12 protein-coding genes are annotated in these 14,790 nt (G+C 69.0%); 9 read left to right on the forward strand and 3 right to left on the reverse strand.

Annotated elements, in window-relative coordinates; all coding sequences use genetic code 11:
• Positions 1-44: 44 nt before the first annotated feature.
• On the reverse strand, positions 45-596 hold the full coding sequence (locus FB390_RS28500) for a type II toxin-antitoxin system PemK/MazF family toxin (RefSeq protein WP_141812331.1): 552 nt from the start codon (positions 594-596) through the stop codon (positions 45-47).
• A 111-nt stretch (positions 597-707) separates the two neighbouring features.
• Between FB390_RS28500 and lepA the strand changes: the two genes are divergently transcribed.
• The 3 genes from lepA to FB390_RS28515 all read left to right on the forward strand — a co-directional run bounded on the left by lepA (position 708) and on the right by FB390_RS28515 (position 6,834).
• Positions 708-2,558 carry a translation elongation factor 4 gene (lepA, locus tag FB390_RS28505; protein ID WP_141812332.1) on the forward strand — a complete coding sequence of 617 codons (1,851 nt, stop codon included), beginning with the start codon at positions 708-710 and terminating at the stop codon, positions 2,556-2,558.
• 228 nt (positions 2,559-2,786) lie between these two features.
• Complete coding sequence (locus tag FB390_RS28510) at positions 2,787-4,970, forward strand: hypothetical protein (protein ID WP_141812333.1); 2,184 nt, start codon at positions 2,787-2,789, stop codon at positions 4,968-4,970.
• Positions 4,971-5,043: 73 nt separating this feature from the next.
• Positions 5,044-6,834, forward strand: a complete 1,791-nt coding sequence (locus FB390_RS28515; RefSeq protein WP_141812334.1) for a dynamin family protein — start codon at positions 5,044-5,046, stop codon at positions 6,832-6,834.
• 42 nt (positions 6,835-6,876) lie between these two features.
• On the opposite strand, the gene FB390_RS28520 is transcribed toward FB390_RS28515, so the two are convergent.
• Positions 6,877-8,865, reverse strand: a complete 1,989-nt coding sequence (locus tag FB390_RS28520; protein WP_141812335.1) for a glycoside hydrolase family 15 protein — start codon at positions 8,863-8,865, stop codon at positions 6,877-6,879.
• An 83-nt stretch (positions 8,866-8,948) separates the two neighbouring features.
• On the opposite strand from FB390_RS28520, the gene FB390_RS28525 reads away from it, so the two are divergent.
• Entirely contained in the window at positions 8,949-9,224 is a 276-nt protein-coding gene (locus FB390_RS28525) for a hypothetical protein (protein ID WP_141812336.1), read from the forward strand.
• Between the two features lie 141 nt (positions 9,225-9,365).
• Here FB390_RS28525 and FB390_RS28530 read toward each other — a convergent pair whose 3' ends face one another.
• Positions 9,366-10,430, reverse strand: a complete 1,065-nt coding sequence (locus FB390_RS28530) for a M48 family metallopeptidase (protein WP_141812337.1) — start codon at positions 10,428-10,430, stop codon at positions 9,366-9,368.
• 72 nt (positions 10,431-10,502) lie between these two features.
• Between FB390_RS28530 and FB390_RS34770 the strand changes: the two genes are divergently transcribed.
• The 5 genes from FB390_RS34770 (at position 10,503) to FB390_RS28550 (ending at position 14,573) form a co-directional block, all read left to right on the forward strand.
• Positions 10,503-10,592 carry an Ms4533A family Cys-rich leader peptide gene (locus tag FB390_RS34770; protein ID WP_309546086.1) on the forward strand — a complete coding sequence of 30 codons (90 nt, stop codon included), beginning with the start codon at positions 10,503-10,505 and terminating at the stop codon, positions 10,590-10,592.
• A 209-nt stretch (positions 10,593-10,801) separates the two neighbouring features.
• Positions 10,802-11,848, forward strand: coding sequence for a sulfate ABC transporter substrate-binding protein (locus FB390_RS28535; RefSeq protein WP_141812338.1), 1,047 nt, complete (start codon positions 10,802-10,804; stop codon positions 11,846-11,848).
• A 36-nt stretch (positions 11,849-11,884) separates the two neighbouring features.
• Positions 11,885-12,775 (forward strand): sulfate ABC transporter permease subunit CysT, encoded by an 891-nt coding sequence (cysT, locus tag FB390_RS28540; protein ID WP_425465927.1) that lies wholly within the window; start codon positions 11,885-11,887, stop codon positions 12,773-12,775.
• On the forward strand, positions 12,775-13,581 hold the full coding sequence (cysW, locus tag FB390_RS28545) for a sulfate ABC transporter permease subunit CysW (RefSeq protein ID WP_141812339.1): 807 nt from the start codon (positions 12,775-12,777) through the stop codon (positions 13,579-13,581). Before cysT ends, cysW begins: the two co-directional genes overlap by 1 nt.
• Positions 13,578-14,573, forward strand: a complete 996-nt coding sequence (locus FB390_RS28550) for a sulfate/molybdate ABC transporter ATP-binding protein (protein WP_141812340.1) — start codon at positions 13,578-13,580, stop codon at positions 14,571-14,573. The genes cysW and FB390_RS28550 overlap by 4 nt, the downstream gene beginning before the upstream one ends.
• Positions 14,574-14,790 lie beyond the last annotated feature (217 nt).

Genomic DNA, 14,790 nt, shown 5'->3' on the forward strand with positions numbered 1-14,790 from the left:
GTGGCCCCGATTCCGGCACCGGCTGGAACCGGGGCCGCTTCGTGTCAGCTCCAGTGGTACTCGACGACGAGCCGGTGGGCGACCAGATCGAAGGTCTTGCGGGCGAGGATGGCGCCCTCGCGGCGGATGCCCGCCTCGGGAACGTCGAGCACCCGGTCCAGGCGCACCCAGCTCGGCCTGCCGTCGTGGTCCCAGCTCCCGCTGCCGATGCCGAGCCAGTTACGGTCGTGTGCGCGTTCGGGATTCGAGGAGAGCATCAGGCCGAGCAGCGTGCGGCGGTCGCGGCCGACCACCAGCACCGGGCGGTCCTTGCCGTTGTTCGGGTCCTCCTCGTAGGGCACCCAGGTCCACACGATCTCGCCGGGATCGGCACGGCCGTCCAGGTGCGGGCAGTAGACGATCTGCCTGGCCCGCTGCGCGGTGGGCACCGGCGGCGACGCCGCGGGACGCACGGATACGCCCCCGTCGCGGCGCTGCGCGAGCGAGCCGACCAGCCGATCCACCAGCCGAGGTCCCTGCTGCCGGACGATCTTGGGACCCTGCTCCTTCGCGATCAGGCTCAACTGCTTGCCGAGAGAGTTCCAACTTCGCGCCATCGTTGGAGGATAACGGTGTGGTGACGACTTCTCATCGGACCAGTGGACCGCGCCCACCCGCACCCATGGGACGATAGAGGGCAGTTTGCCGATACCCAGCTGAGGAGTGGAGTGCCCGCCAGCTTCGCCGACACGACGTTCACCGATCCGTCCCGGATCCGGAACTTCTGCATCATCGCGCACATCGACCACGGCAAGTCGACGCTGGCCGACCGGATGCTGCAGCTCACCGGTGTGGTCGAGGAGCGGGCGATGCGCGCCCAGTACCTGGACCGGATGGACATCGAGCGCGAACGCGGCATCACCATCAAGGCGCAGAACGTGCGGCTGCCGTGGCAGGTGGACGGCACCGACTATGTGCTGCACCTCATCGACACCCCGGGCCACGTCGACTTCACCTACGAGGTGTCGCGCGCGCTGGAGGCCTGTGAGGGCGCGATCCTGCTGGTCGACGCCGCGCAGGGTATCGAAGCGCAGACCTTGGCCAACCTGTACCTGGCCATGGAACGGGATCTGACCATCATCCCGGTGCTGAACAAGATCGACCTACCGGCCGCCGATCCGGATCGCTACGCCGCCGAGCTCGCCCACATCGTGGGTTGTGAGCCGGAGGACGTGCTGCGCGTCTCGGGCAAGACCGGAGTGGGCGTGCCGGAGCTGCTGAACAAGGTGATCGACCAGGTCCCGCCCCCGGTCGGCCAGGCCGACGCGCCCGCGCGCGCCCTGATCTTCGACTCGGTCTACGACACCTATCGCGGCGTGGTCACGTACGTGCGTGTGGTCGACGGCAAGCTGACCCCGCGCCAGAAGATCAAGATGATGTCCACCGGCGCCACCCACGAGCTGCTGGAGATCGGCATCGTCTCGCCCGAGCCCAAGCCCACCCAGGGCCTCGGTGTCGGCGAGGTGGGTTATCTGATCACCGGCGTGAAGGACGTGCGCCAGTCCAAGGTCGGTGACACCGTCACCACCGCGCGCGAGGGCGCGACCGAGGCGCTGACCGGTTATCGCGAACCGCGGCCGATGGTCTACTCCGGCTTGTACCCCGTCGACGGTTCGGACTACCCGGACCTGCGTGACGCCCTGGACAAGCTGCAGCTCAACGACGCCGCGCTGACCTACGTCCCGGAGACCTCGGTGGCGCTGGGCTTCGGCTTCCGCTGCGGCTTCCTGGGTCTGCTGCACATGGAGATCACCCGCGAGCGCCTGCAGCGCGAGTTCGGCCTGGACCTGATCTCGACCGCGCCCAACGTGATCTACCGCGTGGTCATGGAGGACGGGCGCGAGCACATCGTCACCAACCCCTCGTACTGGCCGGAAGGCAAGGTGCGCCAGGCCTTCGAACCGGTCACCAAGTGCACCGTCATCGCGCCGAGCGAGTTCATCGGCACCATCATGGAGCTGTGCCAGTCGCGGCGCGGTGAGCTGCTCGGCATGGACTACCTGTCCGAGACCCGCGTCGAGATGCGCTACATGCTGCCGATGGCGGAGATCATCTTCGATTTCTTCGATTCGCTGAAGTCGCGCACGCGCGGCTACGCCAGCCTGGATTACGAAGAGGCGGGCGAGCAGGAGGCCGCGCTGGTGAAGGTGGACATCCTGCTGCAGGGTGAGGCCGTGGACGCGTTCAGTGCCATCGTGCACAAGGACGCGGCTCAGGCCTACGGCAACAAGATGACCACCAAGCTGCGCGAGCTGATCCCGCGGCAGCAGTTCGAGGTCCCCATCCAGGCGGCGATCGGTTCGAAGATCATCGCCCGCGAGAACATTCGCGCCATCCGTAAGGACGTGCTCGCCAAGTGCTACGGCGGTGACATCAGCCGTAAGCGCAAGCTGCTGGAGAAGCAGAAGGAGGGCAAGAAGCGCATGAAGACCATCGGTCGCGTGGACGTCCCCCAGGAAGCCTTCGTCGCGGCCCTCTCCTCGGATGCCCAGGCGGACAAGCCGAAAGACAAGAAGTAAGGGAGTTTTCGGGCGCGGGCCGAGTGGTCGTGCAGTCCACCGTGCCCGCGAAAAGGGGGCTTCCGTTCCGGTTGGCAGGATGGCAAGGTTGTTGTGCTCGTCACCGTCATGCGCTCCGCTTTCCTGGAGAATGTGACAACTGGGTTTTCCGGAAATATCCTCGAGTGATCTTCACTCGGTCTTCCCGGGGTGGTGAGGATTGCTGGAAACCCGAGATGTGGAGCTTGCATGACGCGTGACCTGCCTTTCGACGACGACACCGAGGTTGCCGAGCCCGAGGGGGACATCGCGTACCGTGTGGCGACCGGCGTCGCGCGCGTCGCGAGGGCCGGAGCGTACGTGACCGGCGGCGCCCTGATCGCCTCCAACGGCGGCGGAGTTCCGGCCCAACCGGATGGACAGCGTCTGGACAGCTGGAACGCGGGCTGGGCGCAAACGACCGACCCGGATCCCGATGTGCCGAGCCCCGTTGTCACCTTCCCGGATCCGGACCCCGATTCGCTGCCGCTCGCGCCGCCGCTCACCGCGGGTCCGCCGAACGCCGTCACCGCGCCGCTGCCGTCCACGCCCGGGTTCGAGCTCGGGCCCGCGCCCAAGCCGTCCGAGGACTACTGGACCAACAACCGCCCCGGCGAAACGGAGACCGAGTCGCCGTACGAGTGGTGGGACAGTCAGGGCGCCCCGAGCCCCGGCTTCGCCCCGACGCCGGGGTTCTCCGAGACTCCGGAGTACGGGGAGTGGAACCAGAGCCCGAGCGCGCCCGCCGAGTCCGCGCCCGGTTCGGCGTCGCCGTACGAATGGTGGGATCAGCAGGGTTTCGGCCTGCCGGGCCACGGACTGGGCCCGGCAGGGCACGGTTTCGGTATGCCGGGTAGTGACGGCTTCGTCGCGCCGGGCTCCAATCCGTTTGCGCTGCCGAAGATCCCCGCCGCCAAGGAGGCGAGCGACGGCGCGTCCGCCGGTGACAGCGCCCTGCCCGCCGACAACCTGTTCCGGACCGGCGACATGTTCGACGGGGTGGGGGCCGCGCCGGGGGACTTCGGCGTGTACCTGGGCGCCGACGCGAGCGCGGAGATCTGGACCCACTTGGACGTCGATTTCGGCGTCACCCCCGAAGGCGTGTACCTGACCACCGATCTGCGGGTCGAGGCCTCCGCGGGACTTACCGTGAAGTCGGCGGCGGGCACCAACATCGGCGACCAGCTCGACAACTTCTCGGACTGGCTCGAGGGTTCGCGCCCGGAGAGCGGCGCCGCCCGTGGCGCGGACCAGCAGCAGCCCGGTGCGACGGCCGGTGGCACCGGTCTCGCGAGCGGTCTCTCGACTTCTGCCGCGCCTGCACCCGCGCCGGTCGCGCACGCGGCGCCCGCGCTCGCCGCACCGCAGCCGGTCGCTCCCGCGGTGGCCGCGGCGCCCGCGCCCGTGGCTCATGTCGCGACGTCCGCGCCCGTGGCTCCCGCGGTGGCCGCGCCCGCGGCCGTCGCCGCGCCCGCCGCTGTCGCCGCCCCCGTGGCGGCGACTCCGCTGCAGACCACGATTCAGCCGGAGGCCGCGACGACGCCCATCGCGAACGTCTTCGGCACGCCGGCGGGTCCGTCCCCGCTGACCGCGCCCGCGGCCGCGGTGCCCGCGCTGTTCGATCAGCACGTGCGGCCGACCACCGGCCCGTCGCCGGTGACCGGCGTCCCCAACCCGGCCGACACCTACCCGGGGACCACCGCGCCGACCACGATCACCCAGACGGTGCCGACGCCCAGCGTGCCGACTCCGACCAAGCCGGACACCGGCACCGTGCCGACCCTGGAACCGGGCGTCACCAAGGTGCCGGGCGTGACCGTCCTGCCCACGCCGGGCGGCGGCGCCGACGTGATCACCAAGACGCCCGGCGTCACGGTGACCCCGCAGCCGTCCACCCCCGACGTCGACATCACCACCCCGGGCGGCGGAACCACCGGCGGCGGCACCGGAACGACCGGCGGAAGCACGGGGACCACGGGCGGCAACACCGGCGGCGGCGCCGGGACGGGCGGCGGCACCGGCACCGGCGGTACGGCCAACCCGGGCACGACCTACCCCACCGGCGGCCAGAGCACCCCCGACGTCCCCACGGTCTCGGTGCCTTCGCAGCCCCCGACGTACGACGCGCCGACGCAGGCGCCTACCGTTCCTTCTGTCGATGTCGACGCGCCGTCGGTCGTCGTGCCGACGCCGGTCACGCCGGTCAAGCCGCCGGTACTGGTCGAGCCGCCGAAGACGCGCCCGATCAGCGACGAGCTCGACCACGCGAGCTACCACCAGGTGGTCGCGCAGATGCCGATCGAGCACGGCGGACTGGGCGCGGGGCTGCTGCCGGGGACCACCATGACCGAGACACACCACCCGATCGCGGGACCGGACGTAACCCTGGTCTGAACCGGATCAGCGGTGGTCCGGGAGCACGCACGCCGTATTCGTCGAGCGCGAGAACGAGGAGTTAGGAGGAGGCTTGTCTGCCGCAGCCGGGCTGGAGTCCGCGACGGTGAAACACCCGGACGCGATGGCACCGCTCATCCGGGTACTGGACGAACTGCGGGAGATGGCTCGCTCCGCGGGCCGCGACGACCTCGGCGGTCGGCTGAGCATGGTTCGTGCCAGGATCGGGGACCCGCGGGTCCGTCTCGTCGTTGTCGGCGATCCGAAGAACGGCATGAGCACGCTCGTCAACAGCCTGGTAGGGGCGCAGGTGAGCGCCACCGAGACGGCACTGAGCGCACCGGTGATCGTGGAGTACGGCCCGGAGCCGACCGCCACGCTGGTCAGGTCGACCGGGCCGGGCCGCACCGAGCGCCAGCCGGTGGACCCGCTGAATCCCGGTCCCGCGCTGGCCGCGCACGGCGTGATCCGCGCCGAATTCACCGAGCCGAGTGCGCTGCTCGCCGACGGCATCGTCCTGATGGACGCGCCGGGCTCCGGCGACGAGCACACCCGCTGGTCGATGATCGCGGCCGCCGACGCCGTGCTCTACGTCGCGGAGGCGTCGGCCGAGCTGACCCCCGTGCAGCTGGAGTATCTGCAGCGGGTGCAGCAGCTCTGTCCGACGGTCATCTGCGTGCTCAACAAGATCGACGTGCACCCGCAGTGGTCGCACGTGCAGCAGCGCAACCGCGATCTGCTCGACGCGGCCGGTCTCGGCTTCGCGGTGGCGCCGGTCTCCGCGCTGCTGCACCGGCAGGCGGGCAGCTACCAGCGCGACATCGAGTCCGGGGTGCCGCAGCTGATCGACCACCTGCGCGACTACGTGGTGGCGCGCGCCGATGCGGTGGCCCGTGACGCGGCCCTGCGTGACATCCGGCTTGTGGCAGACCATCTCGCGGTCACCCTGTACACCGAGGCCGAGGCGCTGCGCGATCCGCGCCGCCGCGCCCAGATCACCGAGCAGCTGATCGCGGCCCGCGACGAGGCCGATCAGTTGCGCCAGCGCACCGCCAACTGGCAGGTCGCCTTGGCCGACGGCGCCACCGAGCTGATGGCCGATATCGAGCACGACCTGCGCCACCGGCTGCGCAGCCTGGTGCGCGACGCCGAGGCCGAGATCGCGCAGACCGATCCGGCGCGCGGCTGGAAGGAGTTCGGCGCCGACCTGGACGCGCGCATCTGCGAGGCCGTCGAGGAGAACTTCGTCATGGCGCACTACCGGTCGGTGGAGCTGTGCGAGCAGGTGGCCGCGAAGTTCCCCGCCGACAATCGCACCCCGCCGCTGCCCGACCTACGCCTGACCAACCCTGGTGAGGTGCTGGAGGCAGTGGCTCCGCTGGAGTCGCTCGACAGCGCGAAAGGCGGTGTGACCGAACAGATTCTGTCCGGTCTGCGCGGTTCCTACGGCGGTATCCTGATGGTCGGTCTCGCCACCAGCCTGCTCGGCATGTCGCTGGTGAACTGGTACTCGGCGGGCGCGGGCGTGCTGCTCGGCGTCAACGCGATCTGGGACGACCGCAAGAACCGCAAGCTGCGCCGTCGCGCCGAGGCCAAGGTCGCGGTGGCCAGGCTGATGGACGACGTGATCTTCCAGGTGAGCAAGGAATCGCGAAACCGGTTGCGCGCCATGCAGCGAACGCTGCGCGACCACTTCACCGACATCGCCACCGACGCGCTGCGCACGGCCGACGAGGCACTGCGCGTCGCGGAGGACGCCTACGGCAAGTACGGCGACCGTCGCGAGGACCGCATCGCCGAACTCGACAGCAGTCTCGGCAAGCTGCGGGCCGTCCGCGACCGCGCCGACACCCTCGCCGCCTGACACCGTCCGACGCCGATCCGTGGGCGGGTCCGCCCGAGCCGCTCAGACCGGGCCGATCGGCGGGGAATGGGCGGGCTGGAACTGTCCGGCCTCACGCCGCTCCTCGGCCCTGATCACGTGCGTCACCGCGTTGATCAGCGCCAGATGGGTGAACGCCTGCGGGTAGTTGCCCAGATGACGTCCGCTGCGCGGGTCGATCTCCTCGGCGTAGAGGCGCAGCGGGCTGGCGAAGCCGAGCAGACGCTCGCACAGGTGCCTGGCCCGCTGCAGTTCGCCGATCTCGACCAGCGCGGACACCAGCCAGAACGAGCAGATCGTGAAAGTGCCCTCCTCGCCGGACAGCCCGTCGTCGGTGGTCTCGGTGCGATAGCGCAGCACCAGCCCGTTGTCGGTGAGCCGGTCGGCGATGGCGAGCACGGTGGCCCGCACGCGGTGATCGTCGGGCGGCAGGAATCGGGTCAGCACCACCAGCAGCAGCGAGGCGTCCAAGGTGTTCCCGCCGTAGGTCTGGGTGAAGACGCCTTCGCTGGTCACGCCGTTGGCGAGGACGTCGTCCCTGATCTCCTCGGCGATCGCGTACCACTCGGTGGCGCGCTGGAACTGGCCGTGCATCTCGGCGAGTTTGGCGCCGCGATCCAGCGCCACCCAGCACATCACCTTCGAGGACGTGAAGTGCTGGGTTTCCCCGCGCACCTCCCAAATGCCTCGGTCGGGCTCGCGCCAGTGCTTGATCGCGGCGTTCACCTGCCGCTCCAGCAGCGGCCACAGCGTTTCCGGAACCTGCTGGCGCGACTTCACATACAGATACACCGTGTCGAGCATGGTGCCCCAGATGTCGTGCTGGTCCTGGTTGAACGCGGCGTTGCCGATGCGGACCGGCTGGGCGCCGTCGTAGCCCTTCAGATACTCCAGTTCGCTCTCGACGATGTCGCGTTCGCCGCCGATGCCGTAAAGCACTTGGAGCTCGACGGGTTCGCCGTGCGCACCGGTGGTCGCGTCGTTGAGGAAGCAGAAGAAGTCGTCGGCCTCGCGGTCGAGTCCGAGTGTGTACAGGCCCCACAGCGCGAAGCTGGAGTCGCGCACCCAGCTGTAGCGGTAGTCCCAATTGCGTTCCCCGCCCGGGGTTTCCGGAAGTGACGTGGTTGCCGCGGCCATCAGCGCTCCGGTCGGCGCGTAGGTCAGGCCCTTGAGTGTCAACGCGCTGCGCTGTAAGTAGTTGCGCCACGGGTGATCCGGGAAATTGCCGAGGGTGATCCACTGCCGCCAGCATTCGATGGTGGCCCACATCTTCTGCGCCGCCTCCTCGAACGTCCGCGGGGCGGGCAGATCCGACCAGGTGAGCGCGACGAAGATCTGATCGCCTTCCTTCATCCTGGTACGCGCGCGAGCTTCGCGCCCCTCCAGGCCGAGGCGCAGATCGGTGGTGAGCACCAGGCTCGGGCCGCCGCTGGGATCGATGGTGCGCACCGCGGTGGCCTCTTCGTAGACCTTGCCGGTGTATTCCCAGCGGGCGGTGTCACGGTGGTAATCGAAGGAAGGCTGGCAGCTCATCTCCAGCTCGGCGGTGCCGTTCACGCACTTCACCGTGCGCAGCAACACGTGCTCGGCGTCCCAGTCCATCGGCGTGCGGCGGTAGGTCTTGCTGCGCTGATCGTTGTTGTGCCACGGGCCGAGTACCAGCGCGTCGCGCACGATGAGCCAGCCGGTCTCGGTCTGCCAAGTGGTCTCCAGGATCATGCCGCCGGGCAGGTAGCGACGCGCCGCCGGCACGTTGACGCCGTACGGGCCGATCCGGAAGTGCCCGGCGCTGCGATCGAGCATCGCGCCGAAAATGCTGGGGGAGTCGGGGCGCGGTACGCACATCCACTCGACCGCGCCGTTGCTCGCGACCAGGCAATTGGTCTCGCAGTCGGAGAGGAAGGCGTAGTCGTCGATGGGCGGATGAGCGCCGCGGTGCCTGCTCGGAGACAGCGCACTCAGCACTGGCAGGTCGTCGGGCTTGTCGATGCTCAGATCATCCGTTGACGCCATACCCCATGATGTGTGCCACGCGCGCCCGCCGTCCACCGAATGCGCCGGTCGGTTGCTCGGCTCGGGCCAGTAGGCTGGTATTCGTGCATCGCGTTGCAGGTTGGTGGGACGGTTTCGAGCTGTGGGTCGCGGGATTGCCGTTCATCCCGCAGTTCCTCGTGGTCCTCGTCGGCATGGTCCCGGTGAGCTTCGCCATCGCGTACCTGCTCGATCGCGCGCTGCGCGCCACGCTTCAGCTGCTCGGGCGCGACAGCCAGGTCGCCGAACTCGCCGACGCCGCGGTGCTCGCCGAACCCGCCCCGATTCTGGTCGAGGAGCCGATCACCGACCGCAGGCCCGTGCAGAGCGGAGCGCGTTGATGCCGCGCTCCCGGGTCCAGCTGGCCCTGCTCGCCCTGCTCGTGCTCGTCGTCATCGCCTGGTTCTTCACCCGCTGACACTCTCCACGCCGCGCAGGTCGCCTTGGACCCGCGCGGCGTGCCAGGGCGACGGGATCTCCGTTCAGTTGGATGATCCGTCGCCGTTGCGCCAGTCGTCCAGCCGCTTGCCGATCTTGGACACGGTCTCGCCGACCTCTTGGCCGACCGTGCCGACCGCCGCGCCCACATCGCGACCGAGGTTGCGCACCGTGCGGACGAGCGCGTCCTCGGACTGGTCGAAGTTCTGCCGGTAGGCCCGCGCCGCGTCCTTGATCTCCGCGCTGATGCTGGCGTTCTTGTCGTGCTCGCGGCGCGGGTAGTCGCCGGCGAGCACGCGGTTGTACTCGCCGCTCTGGATCCAGCGGCGCAGTTCGGCGGCGCGCAGCACCGAGAACGGATGCGACTGGAGTTCCAGGTTCAACAGCTTGAGCACCCCGTCGCGCAGATCGCCGGAACGCTCGTAGTCGTCCGCCTGGGCCAGGAACGCGCCGTGATTCATCTCCCGCACCCACGCGCCACCCGCGGTCTTCATGTGCACCCGCACCGACGCCTCGACGTCCTGACCGCACAGCAGTCCCGCCCGATCGCCGGACAACTCCGACTTCCGGCTCCACTCCATCAGCGCGGCAACGATGGCGCGCAGCGCCCAGCCGCCGCCCGGCATCCAGCCGACGCTCGCGCTCAGGCGCAGCAGGTGCATGAGCATGGTGCGGTACACCGCGTGCCCGGACAGCGCGTGCCCGAGTTCGTGGCCGACCACGAAGCGCAGCTCCTCGGTGTCCATCAGGTCGATCAGCGCGGTGGTCAACACGATGAACGGGCGGTCCATGCCGATGGTGAAGGCGTTCACGTGCGGGCTCTGCAGCACGAACATCTCCGGCGTGGTGCGCGCGTCCAGGATCTCCACGCAGTCGGCGCGCAAGTCGTGCAGCGTGCGGAACTGGCGCTCGTCGACCCGCACCGCGGTGGCCAGGTAGAGCAGCCGGTGCTGGCGTTCTCGGAGCAAACCGGACAGGGCCCGTAGGACGGTGTCGAATCCCGCCAGCGAGCGCAGCGCCACCAGCGCGGTGCGGTCGGCGGGATGCTCCCACGCGCGCGTGCTGATGCCGGGCAAACGGGTGCGGACCCGATCCGGACTGATCGTCATGGGATGAAACCCCCCTCTGTTCAGGAACTCTTCGATTCGAACTCGTGCGCCGAGCTCTGCTACAGTCTGCCCGTGTCTTCGAGTGCCGTCCCGCAGGTCCGCCATGAATTGGCGTTGATCGCTGTCGGCAATCTCGCGGTCGCGGACATTCTCTGTCGTTGATCGGTGACCGGGCACGTCTGCGCGTCCCTGCCCCGTAGACTGGCGTGCAATTTTTTCGCAGACGTCCCCGACCCCTCAGTCGGCCGTTCCGGCCGGTAGCCGCGCCACTGCCGCATTCATCGGCGGCAGGTCTACCCGATCGACACGAAATCTCAGCCCCCACGGTTCCTCGCGGCCGTGTGGTGGTCCGCAGGAAAGGTCCCACTCCGATGTCTCGCAACACTTGGCTCGCCCCGCGCCGACGCTATGCCGCCGCCGCGCTAACAGCGGTAGCGGCGGTCGTGCTCACCGCCTGCGGCGGCGGAGCCAGCGATACCGCGGGCGGAGGTGGGGCCGACGGCAGCGGCGGCACCCTGAACTTGTACGCCTACGCCGTCCCGAAGCCCGGATTCGACAAGGTCGTTCCCGAGTTCAACAAGACCGAGGCGGGCAAGGGCGTGCAGATCCAGCCGTCCTACGGCGCCTCGGGCGACCAGTCCCGCAAGGTCAAGGACGGCGCCGAGGCCGACGTCGTGAACTTCTCGGTGGAGCCCGACATCACCCGTCTCGTCGACGCGGGCTTGGTCGACGCCAGCTGGAATGCCGACGCCAACAAGGGAATTCCGTTCGGCTCCGTGGTCGCGATCGTGGTGCGCCCCGGTAATCCGAAGGGCATCAAGGACTGGGACGACCTGCTGAAGCCGGGCGTCGAGGTGGTCACCCCCAACCCGTTCAGCTCCGGCTCGGCCAAGTGGAACCTGCTCGCGCCGTACGCGGCCAAGTCCGACGGCGGCAAGAACCCGCAGGCCGGTCTCGACTACCTGAGCCAGCTGGTTTCCAAGGAGCACATCAAGGTGCAGCCGAAGTCGGGCCGGGAAGCCACCGAGACCTTCCTTCAGGGCACCGGTGACGTGCTGCTGAGCTACGAGAACGAGGCGCTGTTCTCCGAGCGCAAGGGCGACCCGATCGAGCACGTCATCCCGCCGACCACGTTCAAGATCGAGAACCCGGTCGCGGTGCTGAAGAACAGCAAGAACCCGGAGAAGGCCGTCGCTTTCCGCGACTTCCTGTTCACCCCGGCCGCGCAGAAGGCATGGGCCGAGGCCGGTTTCCGCCCGGTCGACCCGCAGGTCGCCAGCGACTTCGCCAAGGACTTCCCGACCCCGCAGAAGTTGTGGACGATCGACGACCTCGGCGGCTGGAAGACCGTGGACAAGGAACTGTTCGCCCCCAACTCCGGCAAAGTCGCGGTCATCTACGACAACGCCACCAAGTAGCCGGGTGACCCAGCGCACACGGGATACTGGACGATTGTGACTGACAGCAGTACCGCCGAGACCGGGGCCGCCCCCGGTCTCGGCGTAACCAAGAAACCGGCACGTCCCGGGCGCTCGCCGTCGTCGTGGCTGCGGGTGAGCGGGTCGGTCGGGCCGCTCGGCATCGCGACCACGGTGCTGTGGCTCAGCATCATCGTGCTCCTGCCGCTCGCCGCGCTGACCGTGACCTCCTTCGAGGAGGGCTGGTCCGGCTTCTGGGACGCGATCACCGCGCCCGCCGCGCTCGACTCGCTACGCATCACCGTCTTCGTCTCGGTGATCGTCGCGCTGATCAACGTGGTGATGGGCACCCTGATCGCCTGGGTTCTGGTGCGCGACGACTTCCCAGGCAAGGGCATCGTCAACGCGCTGATCGACCTGCCGTTCGCGCTGCCGACCATCGTCGCCAGCATCGTGCTGCTGTCGCTGTACGGTCCGCAGAGCCCGATCGACATCCACCTCAACGCGACACAGCCCGGCCTGGTTGTCGCGCTGGCGTTCGTCACACTGCCGTTCGTGGTGCGCTCGGTGCAGCCGGTGCTGATGGAGGCCGACCGCGAGGTCGAGCAAGCCGCGCTGTCGCTCGGCGCGGACAACTGGACGACGTTTCGCCGGATCGTCCTGCCGACGCTGACGCCCGCGATCATCAGCGGCGGCGGTCTCGCCTTCGCCCGCGCGATCGGCGAGTACGGCTCGGTGGTCCTGATCGGCGGCGCCATCCCGCGTAAGACCGAGATGGCCTCGCAGTACATCCAGAAGCAGATCGAGATCGACCGGCCGGTGAACGCGGCGGCCGTGTCGGTGGCGCTGCTGGCGATCTCGTTCGTGACGTTGCTCGTGCTGCGTCTGCTCGCGGACCGCAGCGCGCGTAAGGAGCAGGCGAGCTGATGAAACCGTCCGCGCTCACCCGCATTTCGCTTCGGACGGTGGCACTGGGCTACCTGTTCGTCCTGCTGCTGCTTCCGCTGATCATCATTCTGTGGCGCACCTTCGAGAACGGCATCGGCGCGTTCATCGAGTCGATCACCACCCCCGCGGCCCAATCGGCGTTCCAGCTGTCGCTGCTCATCGTGGCGATCGTGGTGCCGGTGAACGTCGTCTTCGGTGTGGTCACCGCCATCGCGCTGGTGCGTGGCCGATTCCCCGGTCGCAATCTGGTGCAGGGCATCGTCGACCTGCCGTTCGCGGTCTCGCCGGTCGTGGTCGGTGTCGCGCTGATCCTGTTCTGGGGCGCGGGCGGCTGGCTCGGCGGTATCGAGAACCTCGGCCTGAAGGTGATCTTCAACCTGCCCGGCATGGTGATCGCCACCATCTTCGTGACGCTGCCGTTCGTGGTGCGCGAGGTGGAGCCGGTGCTGCACGAGATCGGCGACGACCAGGAGCAGGCCGCGGCCACCCTCGGCGCGTCGCGGTGGCAGACCTTCTGGCGGATCACGCTGCCCGCGATCCGCTGGGGCCTGACCTACGGCGTGGTGCTCACCGTCGCGCGTGCGCTCGGCGAGTTCGGCGCGGTCATCATGGTGTCCTCGGCGCTGCCCGGTCAGTCGCTGACGCTGACGCTGCTGGTGCACGGCCGCTACATCAACGACCACAACAGCTTCGGCGCGTACTGTGCCGCGACCCTGCTGATGGGGATGGCCCTCGTCGTTCTTCTGCTCATGACCCTCCTCGAACGCAAGCGGGGCGCCAAATGATTACCGTGACCAACGCACGCAAGAACTACGGCACCTTCGCCGCGCTGGACGACGTCACCATCGACATCCCGTCCGGCGAGCTGACCGCGCTGCTCGGTCCGTCCGGTTCCGGCAAGTCGACGCTGCTGCGTTCCATCGCCGGGCTGGAGTCGCTGGACTCCGGCATCGTCACCATCGCGGGCAACGACGTCACCCGGGTGCCGCCGCAGAAGCGCGACATCGGCTTCGTCTTTCAGCACTACGCCGCGTTCAAGCACATGACCGTGCGCGACAACGTGGCCTTCGGCCTGAAGATCCGCAAGCGCCCCAAGGCCGAGATCGCGAAGCGGGTCGACGAGCTGCTCGGCATCGTCGGGTTGGACGGCTTCCAGCACCGCTACCCGGCGCAGCTGTCCGGCGGCCAGCGCCAGCGCATGGCCCTGGCCCGCGCGCTCGCGGTGGACCCGCAGGTGCTGCTGCTGGACGAGCCGTTCGGCGCGCTGGACGCCAAGGTCCGCGCCGATCTGCGCACCTGGCTGCGCCGCCTGCACGAAGAGGTCCACGTGACCACCGTGCTGGTGACCCACGACCAGGAGGAGGCGCTCGACGTCGCCGACCGCATCGCCGTGATGAACAAGGGGCGCATCGAGCAGATCGGCACCCCCGAGGACGTCTACGACCGGCCGTCCAACGAGTTCGTCATGTCCTTCCTCGGTGATGTCGCTCGCCTGAACGGACATCTGGTGCGCCCGCACGACATTCGCGTCGGCCGCGACTCGAGCATGGCGCTCGCCGCGCACGAGGGCACCGCGGAATCGGCGGGCGTCACCCGCGCGACCGTCGAGCGGGTCGTGCACCTGGGCTTCGAGGTGCGCGTGGAACTGCGCAACGCGGCCACCGGCGACCACTTCGCCGCGCAGGTCACCCGCGGTGACGCCGAGGCGCTGCGGCTGTCCGAGGGCGAGACGGTCTACGCCCGCGCCACCCGGATCCCGGAGCTGCCCGACAGCTGATCCCGGCGCGGGTCCGGGTGCTCGTACCGTCTCCACTCGCGGCGCACATGTCGTGCGGCGTGCGGACGTGGACGACCGCACGCCGGTCGTGGAGTGCGGTGACCGGACTCGGTGCGCATCCGTGTGCGAAGCCGCGTCGGTCGTGGGGTGCGGCGACCGGAACGATGCGGTGCGGAACACGCTGTGCGAGAACGTATCCGGCGTAACTCGGCCGAGA

The sequence above is a fragment of the Nocardia bhagyanarayanae genome (genome assembly GCF_006716565.1).
In the GTDB taxonomy this organism is placed as follows: domain Bacteria; phylum Actinomycetota; class Actinomycetes; order Mycobacteriales; family Mycobacteriaceae; genus Nocardia; species Nocardia bhagyanarayanae.

Excerpts from the sequence above, each read along its gene's own strand:
- FB390_RS28500 (WP_141812331.1), bottom strand. The coding sequence starts at position 596 with ATGGCGCGAAGTTGGAACTCTCTCGGCAAGCAGTTGAGCCTGATCGCG.
- FB390_RS28530 (WP_141812337.1), bottom strand. The coding sequence starts at position 10,430 with ATGACGATCAGTCCGGATCGGGTCCGCACCCGTTTGCCCGGCATCAGC.
- FB390_RS28535 (WP_141812338.1), top strand. The coding sequence starts at position 10,802 with ATGTCTCGCAACACTTGGCTCGCCCCGCGCCGACGCTATGCCGCCGCC.
- FB390_RS28550 (WP_141812340.1), top strand. The coding sequence starts at position 13,578 with ATGATTACCGTGACCAACGCACGCAAGAACTACGGCACCTTCGCCGCG.
- FB390_RS28510 (WP_141812333.1), top strand. The coding sequence starts at position 2,787 with ATGACGCGTGACCTGCCTTTCGACGACGACACCGAGGTTGCCGAGCCC.
- FB390_RS28520 (WP_141812335.1), bottom strand. The coding sequence starts at position 8,865 with ATGGCGTCAACGGATGATCTGAGCATCGACAAGCCCGACGACCTGCCA.
- cysW (WP_141812339.1), top strand. The coding sequence starts at position 12,775 with ATGAAACCGTCCGCGCTCACCCGCATTTCGCTTCGGACGGTGGCACTG.